The organism is Pasteurella pantherarum, assembly GCF_049670885.1.
Lineage (GTDB): Bacteria > Pseudomonadota > Gammaproteobacteria > Enterobacterales > Pasteurellaceae > Pasteurella.
Genome location: NZ_CP187173.1, coordinates 798,501 through 820,791 on the forward strand (window position 1 = coordinate 798,501; position 22,291 = coordinate 820,791).

Consider the following 22,291-nt stretch of genomic DNA (forward strand, 5'->3'; position numbering starts at 1 on the left):
AGGTGGGTATTTAACCTGAATTTGAATATATGATGCTGTTATAGATTGAAAACATGAAGATAAAAAGCGGGAAGCCTTATCCGTTGGGGTGTTCAAAACAAACGGAACAAGGAGAAGTGGGTTACAACTTTTCGTTATTTTCAAGCATTGCCGAAAATGTGGTGCTGTGTTTGTTTGATGCGGAAGGTCGGGAACACACATTTGAATTACAACGGGGCGATGAGGGCATTTGGCATATTTGGTTAAGTGATGTTACCGAGGGCATGACTTATGGTTATCGAATCTTTGGTAAAAATGACCGCACTTTAACCAATCCTAACAAGCTGATGCTTGATCCTTATGCCAAAGGTGTCGTGGGTAAGCCCGATTTCAGCACCATGGAGAAATGTGCGTGGTTTGATTTAACTGATCCCCGTGATAATGCACATCTCGCACCGAAAGCGGTGGTGATGGATCCCGCATTTGATTGGCAACAGGATAAACCTTTACGCACCCCTTGGTCACAGACAGTGATTTATGAAGTAAATGTCAAAGGTTTTACACAATTACGGACAGATTTGCCCGAATCGATTCGAGGCACTTATGCCGCATTAGCCCATCCGACCATGATTGCGTATTTGCAAGAATTGGGCATTACTGCGGTGGAGTTATTGCCGATTAATTACCAGCTTGATGAAATGCATCTTCAACAATTGGGATTGACTAATTACTGGGGTTATTCTCCGTTAGCGATGTTTGCACTGGAACCGAAATATTGGTCTCAACAAGAAAATAGTACGCCGTTAACCGAATTTAAGTCTATGGTGAAAGCGTTACATCAAGCAGGCATTGAGGTGATTTTAGACGTGGTATTTAACCACACGGCAGAATCTGAACAAGGTTTTCCGACATTGAGTCAGCGTGGCATTGATGATGACACCTACTATTGGAAAAATCCACAAGGGGATTATTACAATTGGACAGGTTGCGGTAACACGGTGAATTTATCCACACCAATTGCCCGACGTTGGGTGGTGGATTGCTTGCGTTACTGGGTGGAAGAATGTCATGTCGATGGTTTTCGTTTTGATTTAGGGGCGGTATTGGGTCGAGAAGGTGAAGGCGGCTTTCATCCTCATGCTCAGTTATTCCAAGATATTTTTGCCGTGCCGAGCTTGCAGCAAAGTAAATTGATTGCGGAACCTTGGGATATTGGTGATTTTGGCTATCAAGTTGGGCAATTTCCTGCCTATTTCGCCGAGTGGAATGATCGTTTCCGTGATGATATGACACGTTTTTGGCTTTGGAAAAGTGGTGAAAATGGGGCTTTTGCACAACGTTTTGCGGGTTCAAGTGAGCTGTTCCAACGAGAACAACGCAAACCACATTGTTCCATTAATTATATTACTGCACATGATGGGTTTACCTTGCGAGATTTAGTCAGTTATAACGAAAAACATAATTGGGCAAATGGAGAAGAAAACCGTGATGGTCGCAATCTCAATTACAGTTATAACCATGGTGTAGAAGGTATTGCTGATGTCCCAAGTGCGGTAGAAAAGGCAAGGATGTTAAGTAGTACAGGTTTATTGCTTAGTCTGTTATTAGCAAATGGTACTCCCATGCTATTGGCGGGCGATGAATTTGGTAATTCTCAATTTGGCAATAATAACGCATATTGCCAAGACAATCCTATTGCGTGGTTGAAGTGGGATGATTTTAATCATTCATTATTTCAAGTTGTTAAGCAAACGATTGCGTTGAGAAAGCAAATCATGAGTTTGCAACAAGATGTCTGGTGGTCAGAGGCTAATGTGCAATGGCTTAACCCGCAAGGTGAGCCGATGACAGAGGCACAATGGCATAACCAAGAAATAAAAGCGTTACAGGTGGTTTTAGATAATCAATGGCTATTTTTGATTAATACAAAAGCAAAAGTACAAGCTTTTTTGTTACCAAAAGGTGATTGGGAAGTTATATACCATGCAACAAACTTAAATGCTCAGGGCAGTATGATTGAGTTGGAGGATGTCTCTTTTAGCGTGTTGCAAAAATTAAATACTCAGTAAGTAATATGTAAACAACAAATAAGGGTGGTTGATATTAGTTGTGCAACGTTGCCCAATAATAATGGAGGTCATTATGAATAGTAGCATTGCTAAATTGCCTAACAAATATGAGTTGGTGAAAGATACGCTCGTGTTAATTCTTGCGGGCGGTCGTGGTTCACGCCTTTATGAATTGACCGACAAACGTGCGAAACCAGCACTTTATTTTGGCGGAAATCGCCGTATTATTGATTTTGCATTATCAAACTGTTTGAATTCAGGATTAAACCGTATTGGTGTCATTACACAATATGCGGCACATTCTTTATTACGTCACTTACAAAATGGTTGGTCTTTCTTACCTTCTGAACGTGGTGAGTTTATTGATATGTTACCTGCCCGTCAGCAAATTGATGATTCAACTTGGTATCGTGGTACGGCAGATGCGGTGTATCAAAATATGGCGATCATTCGTGATCACTATTGTCCGAAATATATTCTCATTTTGGCAGGCGATCATATTTATAAGCAAGATTACAGCCAAATGTTGCTAGATCATATCAACAGCGGGGCAAAATGTACCGTTGGTTGTATTGAAGTGGAACGTGAAAAAGCCAGTGAATTTGGCGTGATGGCTGTGAATGAAAACTTGAAAGTGAAATCTTTTGTGGAAAAACCTAAAGATCCACCAGCGATGGTCGGCAAACCTAATGTTTCGTTGGCATCCATGGGGATTTATGTGTTTGATGCAAAATATTTGTATGAGGTGTTAGAACGAGAAGTAGTTTCCCCTTATACCTCGCACGACTTCGGTAAAGATATTTTACCAAAAATCTTAGAAGAAGGTGTGTTATATGCCCATCCGTTTAGCCGTTCTTGCATGGGTCGTAATACAGAAGGTGAAATTTACTGGCGTGATGTGGGTACATTGGACAGTTTCTGGCAATCCAATATCGACTTGGTCTGTGAAACACCACAGTTAGATATTTACGATCAAAACTGGCCGATTCGTGGTAATCCAGTACAAACCTATCCATCAAAATTCTTTTATAAGAAAGAAAATATCCGCCCAGTGGATAATTCATTGATTTCAGGAGGCTGTGTCATTACTGATGCATCAATTAGTTATTCGGTACTCTTTGACCGCATTAAAATTAATGAAGGATCTGAAATTGATCATTGTGTGGTGTTACCACAAGTAACCATTGGCAAAAACTGTAAATTAAAACGTTGTATCATCGATCGCCATACAGATATTCCTGATGGTATGGAAATTGGGGTGGATTTGGAATTAGACCGTCAACGTTTTAGAGTCAGTTCTGGTGGGGTTGTCTTGGTAACTGCCTCTATGTTGAAAAAATTAAATGGTGAGAAAGTGTTATTTGAATCCCATTTAGATTAATCAAGCACGATTAATCAACCAACGATAAATGAAAATACGGCGTTGAGCTGTACGCCGTATTTTCTTTTAAATTGAAACCAATAAATTCATTGGTCCAAAAATGCGTAAAACCTATGTCAATGACACAGGTCTATTATGGGAAGATTAAGATGAAAGTATTACACGTTTGCTCAGAGTTATATCCTTTATTAAAAACAGGAGGACTTGCAGATGTGATGGGGGCATTACCATTTGCACAAAAAGACATTGGTATTGATGCTCGCATTGTTTTACCTGCCTATCCTGCCATTGCTGCAGGAATTCCTCATACGTCTGTGGTTAGCGAGTTTGATAACTTTGCAGGACATATTGTATTACGTTACGGCGAATACAAAGGGATTGGGGTGTATTTAATTGATGCACCGCATCTTTATCAACGAGAAGGCAATCCTTATCATGACCAGTGGTATAACGATTATGCTGATAACTATAAACGCTTTGCCCTGTTAGGGTGGGTGGCAGCAGAATTGGCAACAGGTCTGGACAGTTGGTGGCGAGCCGAGGTTGTACATGCCCATGATTGGCATGCAGGTCTCGCAAGTGCTTATTTATTCAATAAAGGGCGTCCTGCTAAATCCATTTTCACGATTCACAATTTAGCCTATCAAGGTCAGTTTGCTTATCATCATTTATTTGAAATTGGCTTACCGCTGAGTATGTTTGATGTAGAAGGGTTAGAACTTCATGGACAAATTTCCTATTTGAAAGCGGGGCTTTATTATTCTGATGCCGTTACGGCAGTGAGTCCAACTTATGCGAAAGAAATCACAAGCCCTGAGTTTGCTTATGGGTTACAAGGCTTACTGAGCACATTGGAACTACAAGGGAAACTTGTTGGGATTTTAAATGGTGTTGATGAACATATTTGGCACCCAAATAATGACAGCTATATTGAACATCATTACAAATTAAAATCCATGACGGGAAAACGTAAAAATAAAGAAGCCTTACAGGCTTATTTTAATTTACCTCAAGATCCTGACCGCTTGTTATTTGTCATGGTAACGCGTTTAACGGAACAAAAAGGCGTTGATTTACTGATTGAAAGTGCGGATGAAATTGTAAAACAAGGTGGGCAATTAGCCATTCTTGGATCAGGTTCGCCTCATTTAGAAGCGGGCATTTTACATTTGGCTCAGCAATACCCAGAGCATATTGCGGTAAAAATTGGCTATGATGAAGCTTTATCCCATTTGATGATTGCAGGTGGCGATGTCATTTTAGTCCCAAGCCGTTTTGAACCTTGCGGTTTAACCCAGCTTTACGGCTTGAAATACGGCACTTTGCCATTAGTGCGTGCCACAGGTGGCTTGGCGGATACCGTGGTCAATGCCAATGCGGATAATATCAAAGATCGCATTGCGACCGGTTTTGTGTTCGAAAATGCAAGTAGTGAAGCATTACGTCAGTGTTTACTACAAGCTTTTGCTTTATGGCAAAAACAGCGTTTATGGTTTACGGTACGCACGGTTGCCATGGAACAAAATTTTAGTTGGCAAATTTCTGCAGAAGGTTATAAGGCTTTATACGAACGTGTTTTAGCCAGTCATTAACCCATCACAGTGTTTGTTTATCGGGAAATTAATCATTTTTCAGCAAAAACTGTTGCATTTTTAGCCAGAAATAACTAAATTGCATCATGTTCTAAAAATAGTTAGGAGTAAAATAGATATGATTATGGATAGTTTCGATTCACCTTTTCTCTATAATCGTCCAGAAATCACAGTAGACTCATTGAAAAAAAGAATTGTTTCAAAATTGATTTTTTCAATTGGTCGTTCACCAAAAGAAGCCAGTCAGCGTGACTGGCTCAATGCCACCTTATATGCGGTACGTGATTTTGTCACTGAAGGTTGGATTACCACAGCACGTAAATCAAGATCGACAGAAACACGTCGAGTGTATTACCTTTCGATGGAGTTTTTAATCGGTCGTACGTTATCAAACGCCATGCTTGCGAGTGGTGTGTATGACATAGTAAAAGAAGCCTTATCTGAATTACATGTGAATTTAGAAGATGTGCTTGAAAAAGAAGTGGATCCCGGTCTAGGGAATGGTGGGTTAGGTCGTTTAGCGGCTTGCTTTATGGATTCTATCGCCACATTATCTTTACCTGGTGTGGGCTACGGTATTCGTTATGAATACGGTATGTTCAAACAAGAAATTGAAGATGGTCGCCAAGTTGAAAAACCTGATGCATGGTTAGACAAAGGGGCACCATGGGAATTTATTCGTCCATCTAAACGCCATACCATACGTTTTGGTGGTGGCATTCATTTTGAAGGCAAAAAATGTATTTGGACGAGCAAAGAAGAAGTCGTGGCATTAGCTTATGACCAAATGATTCCAGGTTATGATAATGACTCTGCAGCCACTTTGCGTTTATGGGGTGCTTACGCAGGGGATCGCTTTGATTTAGAGGATTTTAACAAAGGGGATTATTTTGCTGCGGTGCAAGATCGCATGTTAAGTAAAAATATCTCACGGGTTCTTTATCCAGATGATTCAACATGGAGCGGTCGTGAATTACGTTTACGCCAAGAATACTTCTTAGTTTCAGCATCATTACAAGACATTATTTATCGTCATAAACGTATCCATCACACCATGGAAAACTTTGCAGATAAAGTTGCCATTCATTTAAATGACACTCACCCTGCACTGGCAATTCCTGAATTAATGGTGATCTTAGTGGATGAAGAAGGCTACGAATGGAAGCAAGCATGGGATATTACCCGTCGTGTTTTCTCTTACACTTGCCATACATTGATGTCAGAAGCCTTAGAAACATGGCCTGTGGAAATGATGGCACACATTTTACCTCGCCATTTACAAATGATCTTCGAAATTAATGACTATTTCTTAGAATACGTCAAAACCTATGTGACCAATGAAGCGGACTTTATCCGCCGTGTCTCATTAATTGAAGAAGGAGATCACCGTAAAGTTCGTATGGGTTGGTTGTCAGTGGTTGGCTCAAACAAAATCAATGGGGTGGCAGCAATTCACTCTGATTTGATGGTCACATCAACCTTTGCGGATTTTGCCCGTATTTACCCTGAACGTTTTACCAATGTGACCAACGGGATTACGCCTCGTCGTTGGATTGGTGTGGCTAACCCTGAATTATCCGCCTTATTTGACCACTATATTGGCAGAGAATGGCGTCGTGACCTCAGCCAATTAACCTTGTTAAAAGACAAAGTGAATGATCCTGAGTTGAAAAAAGCCGTGGCACAGATCAAATACCACAACAAGGTGAAATTAGCACACTACATCAAACATGAGTTAGGCATTGAGGTGAATCCGAATGCGTTATTTGATGTACAGGTTAAACGTATTCATGAATATAAACGTCAAATTTTAAACGTCTTGCACATTGTTGCACGTTACAATGCGATGCTTGAAAATCCTGAAAAAGATTGGGTGCCTCGTGTCTTTATCCTCGCAGGTAAAGCCGCTTCTGCGTATTATGCCGCAAAACAAACCATCAATTTAATTAATGATGTCGCCAATGTCATTAATCATGATGAACGTTTAAAAGGCCGCTTAAAAGTGGTGTTTATTCCTAACTATAGTGTGAGCTTAGCGGAATTAATTATTCCTGCGGCGGATATTTCAGAACAAATTTCCCTTGCTGGAACAGAAGCGTCTGGAACCAGTAATATGAAATTTGCCTTAAATGGTGCTTTAACAATCGGTACACTAGACGGGGCAAATGTCGAAATTCTCGAAAATGTTGGTAAAGAGAATATCTTTATTTTTGGTAATACTGTAGAACAAGTGGAAGCGTTACGTCGTCAAGGCTACCATCCATTTAATTATTACCAACAAGATGAAGAGCTACGCAAAGTGGTGGATCAAATTATTTCTGGTTATTTCTCGCCAACGGATGCCAACCGCTATCATCAATTGTTACAATCCTTGCAATATCAAGATTACTATCAAGCCTTTGCAGACTTCCGTAGTTATGTTGATATGCAAAAACAAGTGGATAGTAAATACAAAGATAAACAAGCTTGGATTGATAGTACATTACAAAATATCGTGAATATGAGTTACTTCTCATCAGATCGTACCATTTTGGAATATGCTGAAAGAATCTGGAAAATCGAGCCTGTTAAATAACAGCCGATATTGGCATTAAATACATCAAGTGCGGTTCAAACTTTTTTTAAATGAACCGCACTTTTTTATTTTTTTGGTTTTCTACTCTAGAAATGGACTCACCAAACGAGCTTGTAATCGGTAAGGCTTAATTGAGGCTTGAAGGTGTGTTTAACCGTGTTTCGGCTTTTTTGAAGGGATTTCATGGTAAAACAAAAAAGTGCGGTCAAAACTTTTTTAAAATTAACCGCACTTTGCAATATTAGGTGAAGAAAGAATGGGTTATTTCGCCAATTTTACTTCTTCTAACCAACGGGAAATAATCTGTTTTGCTTGTGTACTTGAACCGAATTTTTCAAAATCAAAGTCAATTAATTTTAATTGATCTGGTTTCACAGCATCAGGCAATACAGTTGCATATTTATTGGTTGGAATTTGATAAGGTGCACGGCGAATCCAGTCAAGTTCTTGCCCTTCTTTGCTCAATGCCCAATCCATAAAGAGTTTCGCATTATCTAAGTTTCTTGCACCTTTAATAATGCTGATACCACCCAATGTGTAGCTATCACCTTCACAGACAGAGATAGATTGTAAAGGTGCACCTTTGGCTTTTTCCACCTCAAACGTGTGTAAGAAACCAACACTGACACTGCTATCGCCACGGGCTAAATTGCTGGTCACTAAGCCACTTTTCACATAATGTGAAACGTTTTTATTCACTTTTTTCAGGAAGTCAAAGGCTTTTTCTTCACCCCATAATTGAATGAGGGTAGCAAGGAAAGAGTAGCCAGTACCTGAACTTTGTGGGTCTGGGATTTGTACTTCACCTTTAAGACGAGGATCAAGCAAATCACTCCAGCATTTTGGCGTTTCAATGCCTAATTCTTTTAACTTCTCGGTATTTACCCCTAAACCTAAGACTAACATGTAGCCAAAAGAGGTGTAATCACCGTATTTGTTCACCAATTCTTTAAATTGAGGAAGCACCTCCGCTTGTTTTGGTGAACGGTATTTTTCCAATAGCCCCAAATCACGTGCTTGTAAATGTGGGTCAATTGTGCCGCCATACCAAATATCTGCTTGAGGATTATCTTGCTCCGCTTTGATTTTCCCTAGCGTTGCACCCGTACTGCCACGCACGAATTTTGTGTTGACGTCATATTTTTCAGAGAAACGTTTGACGACTTCCTCACAAGCTTCATTTTGAAGTGTACAGTAAAGTGTGAGATTGCCTTCTGCATGGAGAGGGGCAGTAAAGAAAAGGGGAGAAGTAAGACAAAGTGTTTTCAATAAATGCGATGATAGTTTTTTCATACTAGACTATTCCCTTAGAGATAAGACATTAATTTGCTTCTTTTTAAAGCAACTTCATCTTAACAAAAGACTTTGATAATTTCTATTAAGAATCAAGGGGATGTGGGGGAGGTCTAATCAGTCGGGGAAAAATAAAAATATTTATGCACGATAAAACGTGCATAAATATTGATTAAGAATGGGAACTAGCCTGTGTTTCGCATACCAGCAGCAACCCCTGTGATAGTGATCATTAGGGCTTGCTCAATATCGTTATTCGTATCTTCCGTGGTTGTGCGTAAACGACGTAATAGCTCCACTTGAAGTAAGTTTAATGGGTCGGTATAGACATTACGTAAGGCAATAGATTTTGCAATAGACGGAAGATCGGACATTAATTGATCTTCATGTGAAAGCGATAAAACTGTTTGAATATCTTGTTTTAATTGCTCACGTAATGCTTGACCTAAATACCATAACGAAGGATCAACCAGATTTTGATCATAATGTTCAGAAAGCCAGCTGTCTGTTTTACTAAAGACCATTTCTAACATTCCAATACGGGTGGAGAAGAACGGCCAATTTTTACACATTTCCTCGATCACTTGTTTATGACCTTGGTCGATGGCTTGTCTTAATGAAGCACCTGCACCTAACCATGCTGGCAACATCAAGCGGTTTTGCATCCATGCGAAAATCCAAGGGATAGCACGCAGGCTTTCCACCCCACCGTTTGGATTACGTTTCGCAGGACGTGAACCTAATGGTAATTTAGACAGTTCTTGCTCTGGTGTGGCCGCACGGAAATACGGCACAAAATCTTTTTCTCCACGAATAATATTGCGGTAAATTTCACATGAAGAACGAGAGAGTTCATCCATCACCTCACGCCATTGGGCTTGGGGTTCTGGTGGTGGTAAAAGATTCGCTTCTAAAATCGCACTGGCATATAAACCTAAACTTTCAACAGCAACAGCCGGTAAACCTAATTTAAAGCGGATCATTTCACCTTGTTCGGTGACACGTAAGCCATTTTTCAATGAGCGAGGTGGCTGAGAAAGCAATGCCGCATGTGCAGGTGCACCACCTCGTCCAATGGTACCGCCTCTTCCGTGGAATAAGGTGAGTTCAATACCACGTTGTTCGCACAAGTTGACCATGGCTTCCTGTGCACAATATTGAGCCCAAGAGGCAGCCATCATACCAGCATCTTTGGCAGAATCAGAATAACCAATCATGACCATTTGTCTGTTGTTAATTACGCCACGATACCAATCGATATTAAATAACTCGGTCATCACTTGTTCAGAGGCACTCAAGTCATCCAGGGTTTCAAAGAGTGGCACAACAGGTAAATAATAGTTCACGCCACATTCTTTTAATAATAAATGGACAGCTAAGACATCTGAAGCGGTTTTCGCCATGGAAATAATGTAACAAGAAATCACCCCTTCATCTTGTTCTGCAATCACTTTACAAGTTTCTAAAATTTCTTGTGTTGGTGCAGAAGGTGTCCAATCTCTTGGTAATAATGGACGGCGAGAGGTCAGCTCTTTGACTAAAAAGGCTTGTTTGTCGCTTTCATTCCATTGTGAATAATCACCTAAGCCAATGTAACGGGTAATTTCTGCGATAGCATCCGCATGACGTGTGCTTTCTTGTCGAATATCCAAACGAGAAAGGGTGACACCAAAGCAACGGATGCGGCGTAAACAGTCAAGCAATAAACCGTTAGCAATAATACGCATACCGCAAGCTTGTAAGGATTGGTAGCAATCGTATAACGGTTCCCAGAGTTGCTCATCGTATAAAATGATTTCAGTTTCTGAGACACGAGGAATGCGACGTTCAAGTAAATCAGCATAGTAGGCGAGGGTCGTCGTTAATTTACTACGCAATGCTTTAACGACCGCACGATAAGGTTCAATGTGCTCACCATATTTCTCGCTAAATTCCTCAGTACATTTTGTCATAGACAATTCATCAGAAAGTGCCTGAATATCTTTTAAGAATAAATCTGCCGCTTTCCAACGGGCTAAATGTAAAACTTGGCGAGTGACTTCTGCGGTCACAAACGGGTTACCATCACGATCGCCGCCCATCCATGAGGAAAAACGAATTGGATTAAGTTCAACAGGAATTTGAAAGCCTAAGTGTTCTACCGCACTGGCATTTAATTGACGCAGAAATTCAGGCACAGCTTGCCATAAACTGTTTTCAATGACGGCAAATCCCCATTTTGCTTCCTCAAACGGTGTTGGGCGTTGGGTGCGGATTTCATTGGTGTGCCAAGCTTGAGCAATCAGTTGCAGTAAGCGACGTTCAATGGTTTTACGCTCTTCTTCCAGTAAATCGCTGTGTTCTAATTTACTTAAACATTTATTGATTTCTACGTGTTTATGTACAAGAGAGCGGCGTGTTACTTCAGTTGGGTGAGCAGTCAACACGAGCTCAATTAATAATCTTTCTACGGTTTCTAACACTTTCTCTTGAGGGATATTTTGTGTTTTTAAACGTTGGAAAAGTGCAGAAATAGAACGCTCCGATGCCACAGGGTCGTTATGATGGCGAGAGATGGTTTGATACTGCTCGGCAATATTGGTGAGATTGAGAAATTGGCTAAACGCACGAGCCACTGGAATGATGTTCTCATTCGATATGGTGGCTAACGTCGATAACAATTGTTTGCGGGCTTGATCATCACCATGGCGAGAATTACGGGAAAGCACACGAATGTTCTCGATTAGCTCAAGAATATCACTGCCTTGTGCATCACTAATGGTTTCACCAAGAAAACGGCCTAACATACTAATATTATTACGCATAGTGGTGTATTGCTGGATCATAACATAACCTCTCGAATCATATAGAATCATTAAAAAATGAAATGTAAAATACCTCAAGTTGTGTAGATATAATCAAAATTGCGTACAAAGATCAATGAGATTTAATTCTAAATATAAAAAAATATGATTTAAGACAATAAATTAGATAATATTTATTAATTGTTTTATTTTTTAGAAATTAATTAAGGAAAATGTAGTATGAGTATATTAGCCCTAATTTATTTTTATCAGGGCTAATCTTGTCAGGAAAGAAGGGATTTGACGGATTTTCGAATCACTAATTCAGGGTGCATTTCGATGATTTCATGTTGATCGGATTTTTCATTAATACGCTCAAATAATAGCGTGACGGCTTTTGCCCCTAAACGAGATTTTGATTGATGAATCGTGGTTAATGGGGGCGAATAAAAGCGAGAAGCATGGATATTATCATAACCAATAATGGAAATATCTTCAGGGACACGTAGACCATGTTCTCCAATTGCCGAAATTGCCCCTAATGCCATCACATCATTACAGCAGAAGATTGCTGTTGGCAATTTGTCTTGTGCCAAGATTTTATTCATACATTCATACCCATCTTCTGGCTCAAAGTAACCTTCCATCACCCAGTTTGGATTAATGGCTAAATTGGCGTCTTCCATGGCTTTTAAAAAACCTTCATAACGTGTTTTCGCTGTGGTTTTGGATAATTCTCCCGCAATAATACCAATGTCTTTATGACCCTTATCAATTAAGTATTTGGTTGCGATATATCCACCCGTAAAGCTATTATCTTGGATGATGTCGGTATTTTGATTATTTGGTCCCCAATCCATCACCACCATCGGTAATGAGGTGAAATTGGCTAACAGATCAAGGGAATCTTGAGTGTATTCAGCACACATTACTAAAATGCCATCAACCCGCTTTTTAATCAGCATTTCAAGGTGGTTTTTGATTTTATCTACATTATTTTGTGTGTTACATAAGAACAGAGAATAGCCTTGGCGATAGCAATATTCTTCAACAGCATGGATAATTTCAGCAAAGTAAGGAGCTTCACTGCTGGTGACGATCATACCAATGGATTTTGTGGTATTAACTTTTAAGCTACGTGCAACTGCACTCGGAGAGTAATTGAGTTCTTGAATCGCTTGTAAGACGAGTTTTTCCGTTTCTGCTGCAACAAAGCGAGTTTTATTAATTACATGAGAAACGGTGGTGGTGGATACCCCAGCCATTTTTGCGACATCTTTAATTGTTGCCATAAGTGTTCTCCATACAAAATTGACTCATTATAAGGGATTCTTGACAAGTAGGTTAAGTCATCACGCCATTTTTTTCCTAAAAATCCGACTTTTTTCCCGTTCAGGCAAATTCTGTTTCTATTATGTTGTCTTTTATTGATAGAATACGACCAATTTTAGACTATTTAAGGAGAGCGATATGGGCACATTCGGTTATGCCATGATGACTGTCACATTAGCACTTGGTGTGATTATTGTTTTAGCATCGTCTATTTTTTAATACGGCAAATCACAAAGCAGGTTAAATGAAAAAGTGCGGTACAAATCAAAAAACTTTTGATTTCGACCGCACTTTATATTTAGCACCTGTTATTCTTCATGATTCTTTTTCAAAATCTCATCTTCATTGACTTTTAATAAACGTGCAATGGCATTTCGATAAGATATTTCAAGACTTTCTCGACTTGTTGCCATCACACCTTGATCAATTAAGAAACCATCATTCACATCATAAACCCAACCATGTAATGACAGTTTTTTTCCATTTTTCCAAGCAGATTTTATGATGGAAGAACGCCCCAAGTTGTAAACCTGTTCTGCCACATTGATGCGAGTGAGCATATCCGCACGATGTTCTGGTGATAATTTTCCTAATAAATGACTATGTTTATACCAAATATCACGTAAATGCAGTAGCCAGTTATTGATTAAACCGAGATCTTGATCTGCCATGGCAGCTTTGATCCCGCCACAATTGGTGTGTCCACAAATAATAATGTGTTCAATATTCAACACATCTACGGCATATTGCACCACTGATAAGCAATTTAAATCAGTGTGAACGACTTGGTTTGCCACATTACGATGTACAAAAAGTTCTCCTGGGCCTAAATTTGTTAATTTTTCTGCAGGAACACGGCTATCCGCGCAACCAATCCAGAGATAACTTGGTGTTTGATGATCTGCCAATTCTTTAAAATAAGCGGAGTTTTCCTCCTTCATTCTAAGAGCCCAGCTATAATTATTTGCAAAAAGCTGTTCGATTTTTTTCATTAATGGGATTCCTATACAGCAAAAATAGGGAGTTAGTATAGCTTAGAAATAAAGTGAGAGGAAATTTGTTTGCTTCATCTTCATAAAAAGAGAAAGCGTGAAGCCTGCATTCAGCCAAGACTGACACAGGCTTATGAATTGGTATGACAAGTTTAAAGTGCGGTCGCTTTTTTCATTTTTTTCACAAAGTCTGCTAAATGCACAAGGCATTGTGCGTGATTATCGAGATGTTGCTCAATGATTTTAACGGTAGCCGAGCCTGAAATTGCACCATGAATCCCAAATTGTAAACAATCAGAAACCTGTTGCGGCGTTGCAATACCAAAGCCCTGTAAAATCGGCGGGGCATTGTGCATATTGAGTTGCGAGATCAAGTCTGTCAAATTATTTGCCATAGCTTGATTTTCTGCACTGGTAACGCCCGCTCTTGAGACCAAATACGTATAGCCTTGGCTTTGTGTGGCAACCTGTTGGATCGTTTTTTCATCGGCATTAGGCGGACAAATAAAAACAGGTTGAATTGCATATTTTTCAGCAAACAGGGTAAATTCCTCACTTGCAAATAAAGGGACGTCCGCAATGAGTACAGCATCGACGCCCACTTCTGCACAACGTTGATAAAATCGCTCAATGCCTTGGGCGTAAACTAAATTGGCACATAATAATAATCCAATTGGAATGCTTGGATATTTTTGGCGAATTTTGGCTAATAATTCAAAGCTCGCTTCAGAACTACAGCCTGCATGTAATGCCCGATTATTCGCAGCTTGAATCACAGGACCATCTAACAAAGGATCAGAAAAAGGAAAGCCAAGCTCCAATGCATCCGCACCATTTTCCACAAGGGTACAAATAATCTCAAAAGAACGTGCTAAATCAGGATCGCATAATGTCACGAAAGGCACAAACGCCCCTTCATTTTTGGCTTTTAATTGGCGAAATGTCATATCGAAACGGCTCATTAGCATACCCCTTTTTCTGATAAAATTTTATCCACAGTAAAAATATCTTTATCGCCACGACCAGATAAATTCACCACCAATAGCTGCTCTTTATTCGGATTTTGAGCAATTAACTTCAAGGCATAGGCTAGGGCATGTGAACTTTCCAAGGCTGGAATAATACCTTCATGACGGGCTAATTGCTGGAAAGCCTCTAAGGCTTCATCATCTGTAATGGATTCATAATTGGCACGTCCTGTGGCATATAAATGGGCATGTTGTGGCCCCACGGATGGAAAGTCTAAACCTGCTGAAATGGAATAAGATTCTTCAATCTGCCCATCTTGGGTTTGCATTAAAGGGGCTTTCATGCCGAAATAAATGCCCGTTGTACCATGACGCAACGGTGCACCGTGTTGCCCTGTGTGAATGCCTTTGCCCGCAGGTTCAATCCCAATTAAATTCACCGTTTTTTCCTCGATAAAGTCAGCAAACATCCCGATCGCATTTGAACCACCGCCAACTGCAGCAATCACCGCATCGGGTAAACGTCCCTCACGAGCTAAAATTTGTTGTTTGGTTTCTTCCCCAATGATTTTCTGAAACTCTCTCACGATGGTCGGAAAAGGGTGGGGGCCTGCTGCTGTCCCCAATAAATAATGGGTATTGGTATAATTTTCAGCCCAATCTCGCATGGCTTCACAACAGGCATCTTTTAAGGAAGAAGACCCCTTGTTGACTGGCGTTACTGTTGCACCCATCAAACGCATACGAAAGACATTGGGAGATTGACGCTCGACATCTTTTGCTCCCATGTAAATTTGGCAAGGCATGCCAAGCATGGCACAAGCCAAGGCGGTTGCGACACCATGTTGCCCCGCACCTGTTTCCGCAATAATCCGACTTTTCCCCATACGTTTTGCTAATAAAATCTGCCCTAAAACTTGGTTCGTTTTATGTGCACCGCCATGTAACAAATCTTCACGTTTTAAATAAAGCTTGGTTTTTGTTCCTTTTGTTAAATTGCGACATAGGGTAAGTGCGGTAGGGCGTCCCGCATAATTTTTTAATAAATCTTGAAATTCTTGTTGAAATTTAGGGTCTTGCTGCGCCTCGACAAAGGCTTTTTCTAATTCTTTTAACACTGGAACTAAAATTTCGGGCACATACATCCCACCAAATTCACCAAAATAAGGATTAAGTAAGGTTTCAGACATTATTGTTATTCCTTTAAATACAAAATGATTGTGATTGGAAGGTATAAGAGGTGAGAAATAACTTCTTAAACTTCATTTTGCACTATTAAACTAGTATAAAAGAAAAAAAGCAAGCGTTTTTTATTGCATAAGGTGATTCATCAACACCATTAAATCGGAAATAGCATCGCAAAGGGAAGTGAGTGCATTTTTTAAAAATGCTAGGTAACGAGAAAATATCATCGCTTGTTTGTTTAAAACATTATAGAGAAAGTGGAAGAGAATAAACCGCTAATCAGTAGCAGTCTTGATTATGTCTCTTCTGATGGTGAGAAGAACAAAATTGCGACTATTTTAGTCGAGTTGAAATAAAGCCTTTTTGTTATAGACAGTATTGATTTTGTAGATTGATGAGCGGGTTAGTTGTTATGACCCATAAATCTTTCTGTTATAGTCACTATGAAATAGTGGATTTTTTACCGTAGTTACTAAGATAGTTACTAAAATAGCTGATTAAATGCGTTTTAAGGCGTTTAGTTGTGAGGGGGAGAATATAAGAAAAATGCTGTTTATCTAGTGTTTATAAGGCTTTTTGATGAATTATGATGATTTGCGAAGGGGATAGATGGAGCTAATGGCTGGCTAGGGAAAGTTGTTTTAGTAATTTGATTTTATTGGTATTGATCTTGGATTATTTATAAAAATAATACCAAAAACTTTGACTAGATAATGTTAGACACGACTTTTTCAGCATAATTTTATGTCTGAGTGTAAGAGAAAAGTAATTTTCCTTTTCTATGAATGGGTTGGGGGAACTCGGGATCAAAATATTTACTATTCGGGTCCCCGCGATTATACGCTGTTGATTTTTTAACACCAGTTATTTCTAAAAACTCTTTTAATGGTATTAATCTTTCCATTTATCCTCCTTAAATAAAAAAAACGCACGATAAAGTGCAGTCGGTTTTCAGTGAGTTTTAATTGAGTAGGTTGTTTACGGCTTTAACGAGTGTTAGGCGTTCCGTGTTAGCGTGAACGTATTTCTTCGCTTTCGCCATAACCTGTTCTAAAGGATGTTTGAAGTTGTAGAGATATTGTCCGCCAATTTGGTTTTCCATTAATTTGGCAATACTTGTATTCTGTAATTTCTCTTGCATTTCGTGTGCTTGGAAACAGTAGCTATACAACTGGATAATTAAAACGAGCGTTTCTTCGCTGTTTTGAATGGCTGTGAGGTTTAAATCAGGTTCAGGCAAAGCAAGTTGTTGTGACTGGACTTCATATTTCCCTGTTTTTCTGATTTGGGGTAGGACTTCTGCATTATCGACAGCAATTTGTAAGAGCTGCTCTTCTAATTCAGGCGATTGTTCTTGGACTTGTTTACGATAACCTTCAAATGCCATTGCAGAGGAATATTTATAGCCATAATCTTCACGTAGGCGGAATAGATAGGCACGTTCTTTTGCTTTGATCCAAGCTACAATTAAAAAAGGCAAGGAAATAGCTGATTTAGCAAGAAATTGGGACCAGCTAAAGAATGTTGGTTCTAGTCTGTTTTGGGGAGTTATGAAGCTGGACTGGAATCCCCATAATGAAATTAATGCTGTAATGATGAGTGAATCAATAAGAAAACCATCAGCCCATTTCATTTTTGTATTAATGTCTTCCATTTGTTTTTTGAAAGAGCCTGCCATACTTGCACGGTTAGCATCTTCAATAATTTCTTGAATTTCTTCTTTATGTTTATTGAATAACTTAATCATTTCTTCAATCTCCGTGTGGTATTTTTCTATTTTAGGTTTGTTGGTCTCAGCTGTTATAGCTAATGTGGTGATTTTAGTCAGGTTATTTTGTGCAGTTATTGCATAGCTAGAAATGTCGCTATTTAATATGTCTGATTGGTCGTGCCATTCGGCAATTTCATCAGCTTGGGATTGGGCTGTGTCATAAGATGTTTTGAGTGTAGTTAGTGATGTTTTGAGCGTTTGAAATTCGGTTCTATCTTTTATTAACTGTGTTTCTAATTTAGTATGCTCAACCAATTTTGCTCTAGCTGTTTCTATATCCGAAGCTAATGCAGAAAGTTCTTCCTCTGAACGTATTTGACCTTTCACCTTGAGTAAATAACTTTGTTTGATGAGATTCTTTAAGCGAATAAAATACCCCATCATTCTCAATTCTTCATTCGAGTCCCAAGAAGTTTTTTTAACTAATCGATGAATATTTGCAATCAATTTGAGTGAGAGTCTTTTTATATAAATAATCTCTATTTTATTATTAACATTTTCTAGTTTTGCTATCATTGGGTAGAGATTGTTTATTTCTTGAATAATATCTGTAAATGTAATAATTTCAAGAAAATCACTATCCCTTGAAAATTCATCTTCAAATCTGTGTTTTAGTTTTGTTAATTCGGCTTTTACAGTTTTCATTTTCTTTTTCCTTAATTCTTAGATTAAAAAACGTATGAATACAGTTTTGAAAAGACTTAATCAGAAAGGGGATTGGTTGTCAATTTAGATTTTATTCATTGAGTTGTTTAACTTTAATATTTTGTAGATGACTGGCTCTTCATCAATATATTCAACTAAAACATCAACTAAGAAAATTTTATGGTACGGGTATTCTTCATTTAATATCATTTTCTCTTTGAGTATCTTGTCTTCAAATTTCACTCGTACAGGCTTTTGTGATACCGCAGGAATAATGGCTCTATCGTGTGCTTTGCTTTGAGCATCTGCGGTGGATGACCAGTATAGTGTCGTGTTTTTTAAAGTGTTTTCTTCTCGCTCTTTGAGTAGTTTTAATTCTCGGTTAATATTGCTTTGTGCCAATCCTGCAAGTGCATTGTCTGCGTGTAGATGTATTTGTACATCGCCTTGATTATTGGAAACTTGTAAATTGAATTGTGCTTTAGGATCGATTGCGATAGGCTCTAAAATGTTATTGGCATTTTTCAACATATTCGCAGTAAGGCGTTCAGGCTTTTCGCCTCTATTCATTGCCCAATCTAAAATATTTTTCAAGTGTCCTCCAAATTCAAGAATCGCATTTGCTTGCTCAATAAGTGGATATGTGCTTGATACTAGTGCCGCAAGCTCAATTAGAAAACAGCCTTGTGTGATTTTTTCTACATAGATATGCTGTTCACAGGGTTCAATATCAATTTTGTTGTCTTGTATAAATTGGCGATATTCTGCAGCAATACCTTCCATACTTTGACAAAAAACTGATAGCTGCAATGGCTCGCTATTATCAATTTCGATTAGTAGTTTCATATTTTTATCTATTGTGTAATGTGTTTCAGCAACCATAACCCACCTCAAATTTTAGACACAAAAAAAGCCGTTATTAAACGGCTTGAGGCAGATAGTAAAATAAAAGGGTGGTGGTTGTCAATAAAAAAGCCCCTTATCATTAAGAGGCTTATTTCTTTTTACATTCTTTGTAGAACTCTTTGCTAGATAATCCTGCTTGTCTTACCATAGACTTAATCAGAACCTTATCAAAAGGCGATATATGTTTATCTACAGTAACTAAAAATTTCCCTCTATCATCCACTCTAATCCATTGTTCGTGTGCAGTAGCTGTTTTGGGTTTCATTTCAAAACCTAACCTCTTTAGTGCACTGGTTACCTCTTTATAGGTTAGAGGGGTAATTCGGGTAAACATTAAGCGTAGCAATCCTCTTCAAAAAATGCCACGCCATTTTTATTGCCGTTTTTAGCGGATAAAAATTTAAACCAATAATATTTTACCCATAAGGAAAGCGGAGCTGGACGATTTAGCAATTGACTAGCATATTGTGGATCTGAGCTCACTTCTTCAACAAAGTCTCTGATTTGACTGTCTAGTTTCTCAATTGCCTCATTCATTGTATCGGCCTGTGCTGCCAAAGAGAGATCAAGGCAGACAGCAATATAGAGATTACCTTTTTTGTAAGCCATACAGCGGATTAATTTTCTATGCTTTTTCATCACAGTCACCTTTTTTAGACTAAAAAAGCCTGCTCAAGTTGACTTGGCAAGCAGTTTATCCGTCTAAATTGTTGTAAGAACAAAATGATTACTGTCACTAATCTTAGATAGTCGCGACTAATGATAATTTACCCCATAAAAACATGCAATCTTTTTTATATCTTTTTTATATTTTTTTCTTTTCCTCTTGAGTAAAAAAAAGCCCTCACAAAGAGGGCGAAATCTAACTTAACAAGGGGATGGATGGTGCTAGCGTTCTAGTTTTCTCTGTAAATGTGCTTTGTTGATAGCTACTTGGCTTTTTTACCTTGCCCAAGATGGTGGTCTAGATTCTACGAGCGAGTTTTTGGCGGCGGAAAACGGCTAGATAAAGGGTCTTCTGTTGAACCTTTTGTTAGCCAATCAACTGGCACAGGCTCAACAATTGACGCAGAAAAAGCGTTGAAACTGTCTGCCGTCTGGGCTTGTATCAGAATTAGGAGTCAAACGATCGCATCGCTACCACTTCATTTAAAAGATGAAAACCGTCAGATCGCATTAAAACACGATCTTTATAAAATCATTCATGATTCACCTAACGCTGACATGTGTTCAAGTGAATTCTGGGAAGCACAAATCGCAAATCTTGATCTGTGGGGTAATGCGTACAGCAGAATAAACCGCATTAGTGGGCGTGTTGTATCGCTTGATATTCTCGATCCACAGTATATGCGAGTTAAGCGAAATAATAGTGGCGAGATCGTCTATATCTACACGAAAGAAAATACTGATGGTGGAGAGTATGCTGAATCGGATATTTTACACTTCCGGGGATTTACGCTTGACGGGCTTGTCGGGTTATCGCCGATCAGTTATCAAGCACATTGTATGGGTATTCAGATAGATGCAAACAACGCCGCCGCAAAGGCATTTAAAAATAACTTAAAAGCGGGTGGTTTTCTAAAAACAGGCGAGCGAGTTTTGACAAGTGACCAACGCAAACTGATGCGAGATGCATTATCTGATTTTGGGAAACCTGAAAATGCAGGCAAGTGGATGATACTAGAAGCGGGTATGGAACCAGCTAATATGTCAGGTGCTTGGATTAATCCACAAGATGCACAGTTGCTAGAAAGTCGATACTTCGGCATTGAAGAAATCTGCCGTGCCTTTGGTGTGCCGCCACAACTAATTTACAGCACGGACAAGTCATCATCGTGGGCATCGAGTGCGGAACAAATCAATCAGAACTTTCTAACTTATTCATTAAATCCAACACTAAAACGAATCGAACAAACCATTTCACGTAAGCTACTAAAACCACAGGAAAGGAGTAAATATTACCCTATTTTTGTTGTTGAGGGGTTACTTCGTGCTGATAGTGCCGGACGAGCGAGTTTTTATACCGCACTTTTACAAAACGGTGTAATGACTAGAAATGAAGTTAGAGCACTTGAAAATCTACCGCCAATCACTGGTGCAGATCAGTTAACAGTACAACTGAATCTCACATCGATTGATAAAATTGGGAAAGAAGAAGATGACAATCAAAACTAAAGATCTCTTATTTAAAGCAGAAGCTGTCAAAGAAGACGGCTTTTTTTGTGGCTATTGCAACGTGTTTGATGTGAAAGATAGTTACGACGAAGTAGTGCGAAAAGGGGCGTTTTTGAATTCAATTCAGGGGTGGAATGCTCAAAATAAAATGCCACCAGTACTATGGAATCATGACCGAAACCAGCCAATCGGTGTTTGGACCGCACTCAAAGAAGATGAAAAAGGTCTTTATGGCGAAGGTCGTTTACTAATTAACGAGGTTGCGAGAGCAAAAGAAATTCACGCACTTATGCTTGCTGGTGCTATTGATGGCTTGTCTATCGGCTACCGCTTGAGTAAGTGGATGTATGACGAAAAAGAAGAAGTTTTAGAGCTCCTCGAAATTGATTTAAAAGAGATTTCAGTCGTTACATTCCCAGCAAATGATGAAAGTCGCGTTGAAGTTGTTAAATCAGCTTTAGTAAAAGGCAGTTTGCCAACATTACCAGAATTTGAAAAGGCCCTGAGAGATTTAGGGTTTTCAAAAACGCAAGCGACGATTGTTGCTAGTCACGGCTTGCGAAAACTGATTCAGGGCGAGCCTGAAAATTCACAAATTAGCAACGCATTAAACATTTTAAAATCAATTAACGGAGAATCTTAATT

16 protein-coding genes and 1 pseudogene are annotated in these 22,291 nt (G+C 39.0%); 6 read left to right on the forward strand and 11 right to left on the reverse strand.

Annotated features, from left to right (window positions below; translation table 11 throughout):
• Positions 1–53: 53 nt before the first annotated feature.
• The 4 genes from glgX to ACPEEM_RS03845 all read left to right on the forward strand — a co-directional run bounded on the left by glgX (position 54) and on the right by ACPEEM_RS03845 (position 7,596).
• On the forward strand, positions 54–2,048 hold the full coding sequence (glgX, locus tag ACPEEM_RS03830) for a glycogen debranching protein GlgX (protein WP_424407824.1): 1,995 nt from the start codon (positions 54–56) through the stop codon (positions 2,046–2,048).
• A 73-nt stretch (positions 2,049–2,121) separates the two neighbouring features.
• Entirely contained in the window at positions 2,122–3,429 is a 1,308-nt protein-coding gene (glgC, locus tag ACPEEM_RS03835; RefSeq protein WP_424403198.1) for a glucose-1-phosphate adenylyltransferase, read from the forward strand.
• A gap of 149 nt (positions 3,430–3,578) precedes the next feature.
• Positions 3,579–5,021 carry a glycogen synthase GlgA gene (glgA, locus tag ACPEEM_RS03840; protein WP_424403200.1) on the forward strand — a complete coding sequence of 481 codons (1,443 nt, stop codon included), beginning with the start codon at positions 3,579–3,581 and terminating at the stop codon, positions 5,019–5,021.
• 118 nt (positions 5,022–5,139) lie between these two features.
• A complete protein-coding gene (locus ACPEEM_RS03845) occupies positions 5,140–7,596 on the forward strand; it encodes a glycogen/starch/alpha-glucan phosphorylase (protein WP_424405809.1) in 2,457 nt (818 codons plus the stop codon).
• A 261-nt stretch (positions 7,597–7,857) separates the two neighbouring features.
• Here ACPEEM_RS03845 and ACPEEM_RS03850 read toward each other — a convergent pair whose 3' ends face one another.
• From ACPEEM_RS03850 to ACPEEM_RS03900, 11 genes and pseudogenes are all read right to left on the reverse strand, one after another.
• The gene (locus tag ACPEEM_RS03850; RefSeq protein WP_424403204.1) at positions 7,858–8,889 is read right to left on the reverse strand and encodes an ABC transporter substrate-binding protein; all 1,032 of its coding nucleotides are present in this window, start codon (positions 8,887–8,889) and stop codon (positions 7,858–7,860) included.
• 185 nt (positions 8,890–9,074) lie between these two features.
• Positions 9,075–11,714, reverse strand: a complete 2,640-nt coding sequence (gene ppc / locus ACPEEM_RS03855) for a phosphoenolpyruvate carboxylase (protein WP_424403206.1) — start codon at positions 11,712–11,714, stop codon at positions 9,075–9,077.
• A gap of 242 nt (positions 11,715–11,956) precedes the next feature.
• On the reverse strand, positions 11,957–12,964 hold the full coding sequence (gene purR / locus ACPEEM_RS03860; protein WP_424403208.1) for an HTH-type transcriptional repressor PurR: 1,008 nt from the start codon (positions 12,962–12,964) through the stop codon (positions 11,957–11,959).
• Between the two features lie 348 nt (positions 12,965–13,312).
• Positions 13,313–13,996 (reverse strand): carbonate dehydratase, encoded by a 684-nt coding sequence (gene can / locus ACPEEM_RS03865; protein ID WP_424403210.1) that lies wholly within the window; start codon positions 13,994–13,996, stop codon positions 13,313–13,315.
• 152 nt (positions 13,997–14,148) lie between these two features.
• Complete coding sequence (gene trpA, locus ACPEEM_RS03870; RefSeq protein WP_424403214.1) at positions 14,149–14,958, reverse strand: tryptophan synthase subunit alpha; 810 nt, start codon at positions 14,956–14,958, stop codon at positions 14,149–14,151.
• Complete coding sequence (trpB, locus tag ACPEEM_RS03875; protein WP_424403216.1) at positions 14,958–16,154, reverse strand: tryptophan synthase subunit beta; 1,197 nt, start codon at positions 16,152–16,154, stop codon at positions 14,958–14,960. The genes trpA and trpB overlap by 1 nt, the downstream gene beginning before the upstream one ends.
• A gap of 737 nt (positions 16,155–16,891) precedes the next feature.
• On the reverse strand, positions 16,892–17,053 hold the full coding sequence (locus tag ACPEEM_RS03880; RefSeq protein ID WP_424407826.1) for a helix-turn-helix transcriptional regulator: 162 nt from the start codon (positions 17,051–17,053) through the stop codon (positions 16,892–16,894).
• Between the two features lie 57 nt (positions 17,054–17,110).
• Positions 17,111–17,452, reverse strand: a pseudogene (locus ACPEEM_RS03885) (hypothetical protein); the annotation flags it as partial.
• Positions 17,453–18,649: 1,197 nt separating this feature from the next.
• The gene (locus ACPEEM_RS03890; protein ID WP_424407828.1) at positions 18,650–19,447 is read right to left on the reverse strand and encodes a hypothetical protein; all 798 of its coding nucleotides are present in this window, start codon (positions 19,445–19,447) and stop codon (positions 18,650–18,652) included.
• A 112-nt stretch (positions 19,448–19,559) separates the two neighbouring features.
• Entirely contained in the window at positions 19,560–19,805 is a 246-nt protein-coding gene (locus ACPEEM_RS03895; protein ID WP_424407830.1) for a type II toxin-antitoxin system HicA family toxin, read from the reverse strand.
• Positions 19,805–20,110: a hypothetical protein gene (locus ACPEEM_RS03900; RefSeq protein WP_424407832.1), complete on the reverse strand. Its 306-nt coding sequence runs from the start codon at positions 20,108–20,110 to the stop codon at positions 19,805–19,807. The genes ACPEEM_RS03895 and ACPEEM_RS03900 overlap by 1 nt, the downstream gene beginning before the upstream one ends.
• Positions 20,111–20,404: 294 nt before the next feature.
• Here ACPEEM_RS03900 and ACPEEM_RS03905 point away from each other — a divergent pair, with 294 nt between their 5' ends.
• Both ACPEEM_RS03905 and ACPEEM_RS03910 read left to right on the forward strand, forming a co-directional pair.
• Positions 20,405–21,646 carry a phage portal protein gene (locus ACPEEM_RS03905; RefSeq protein ID WP_424407834.1) on the forward strand — a complete coding sequence of 414 codons (1,242 nt, stop codon included), beginning with the start codon at positions 20,405–20,407 and terminating at the stop codon, positions 21,644–21,646.
• A complete protein-coding gene (locus tag ACPEEM_RS03910; protein ID WP_410823691.1) occupies positions 21,630–22,289 on the forward strand; it encodes an HK97 family phage prohead protease in 660 nt (219 codons plus the stop codon). Before ACPEEM_RS03905 ends, ACPEEM_RS03910 begins: the two co-directional genes overlap by 17 nt.
• The last annotated feature ends 2 nt before the right edge of the window (positions 22,290–22,291 follow it).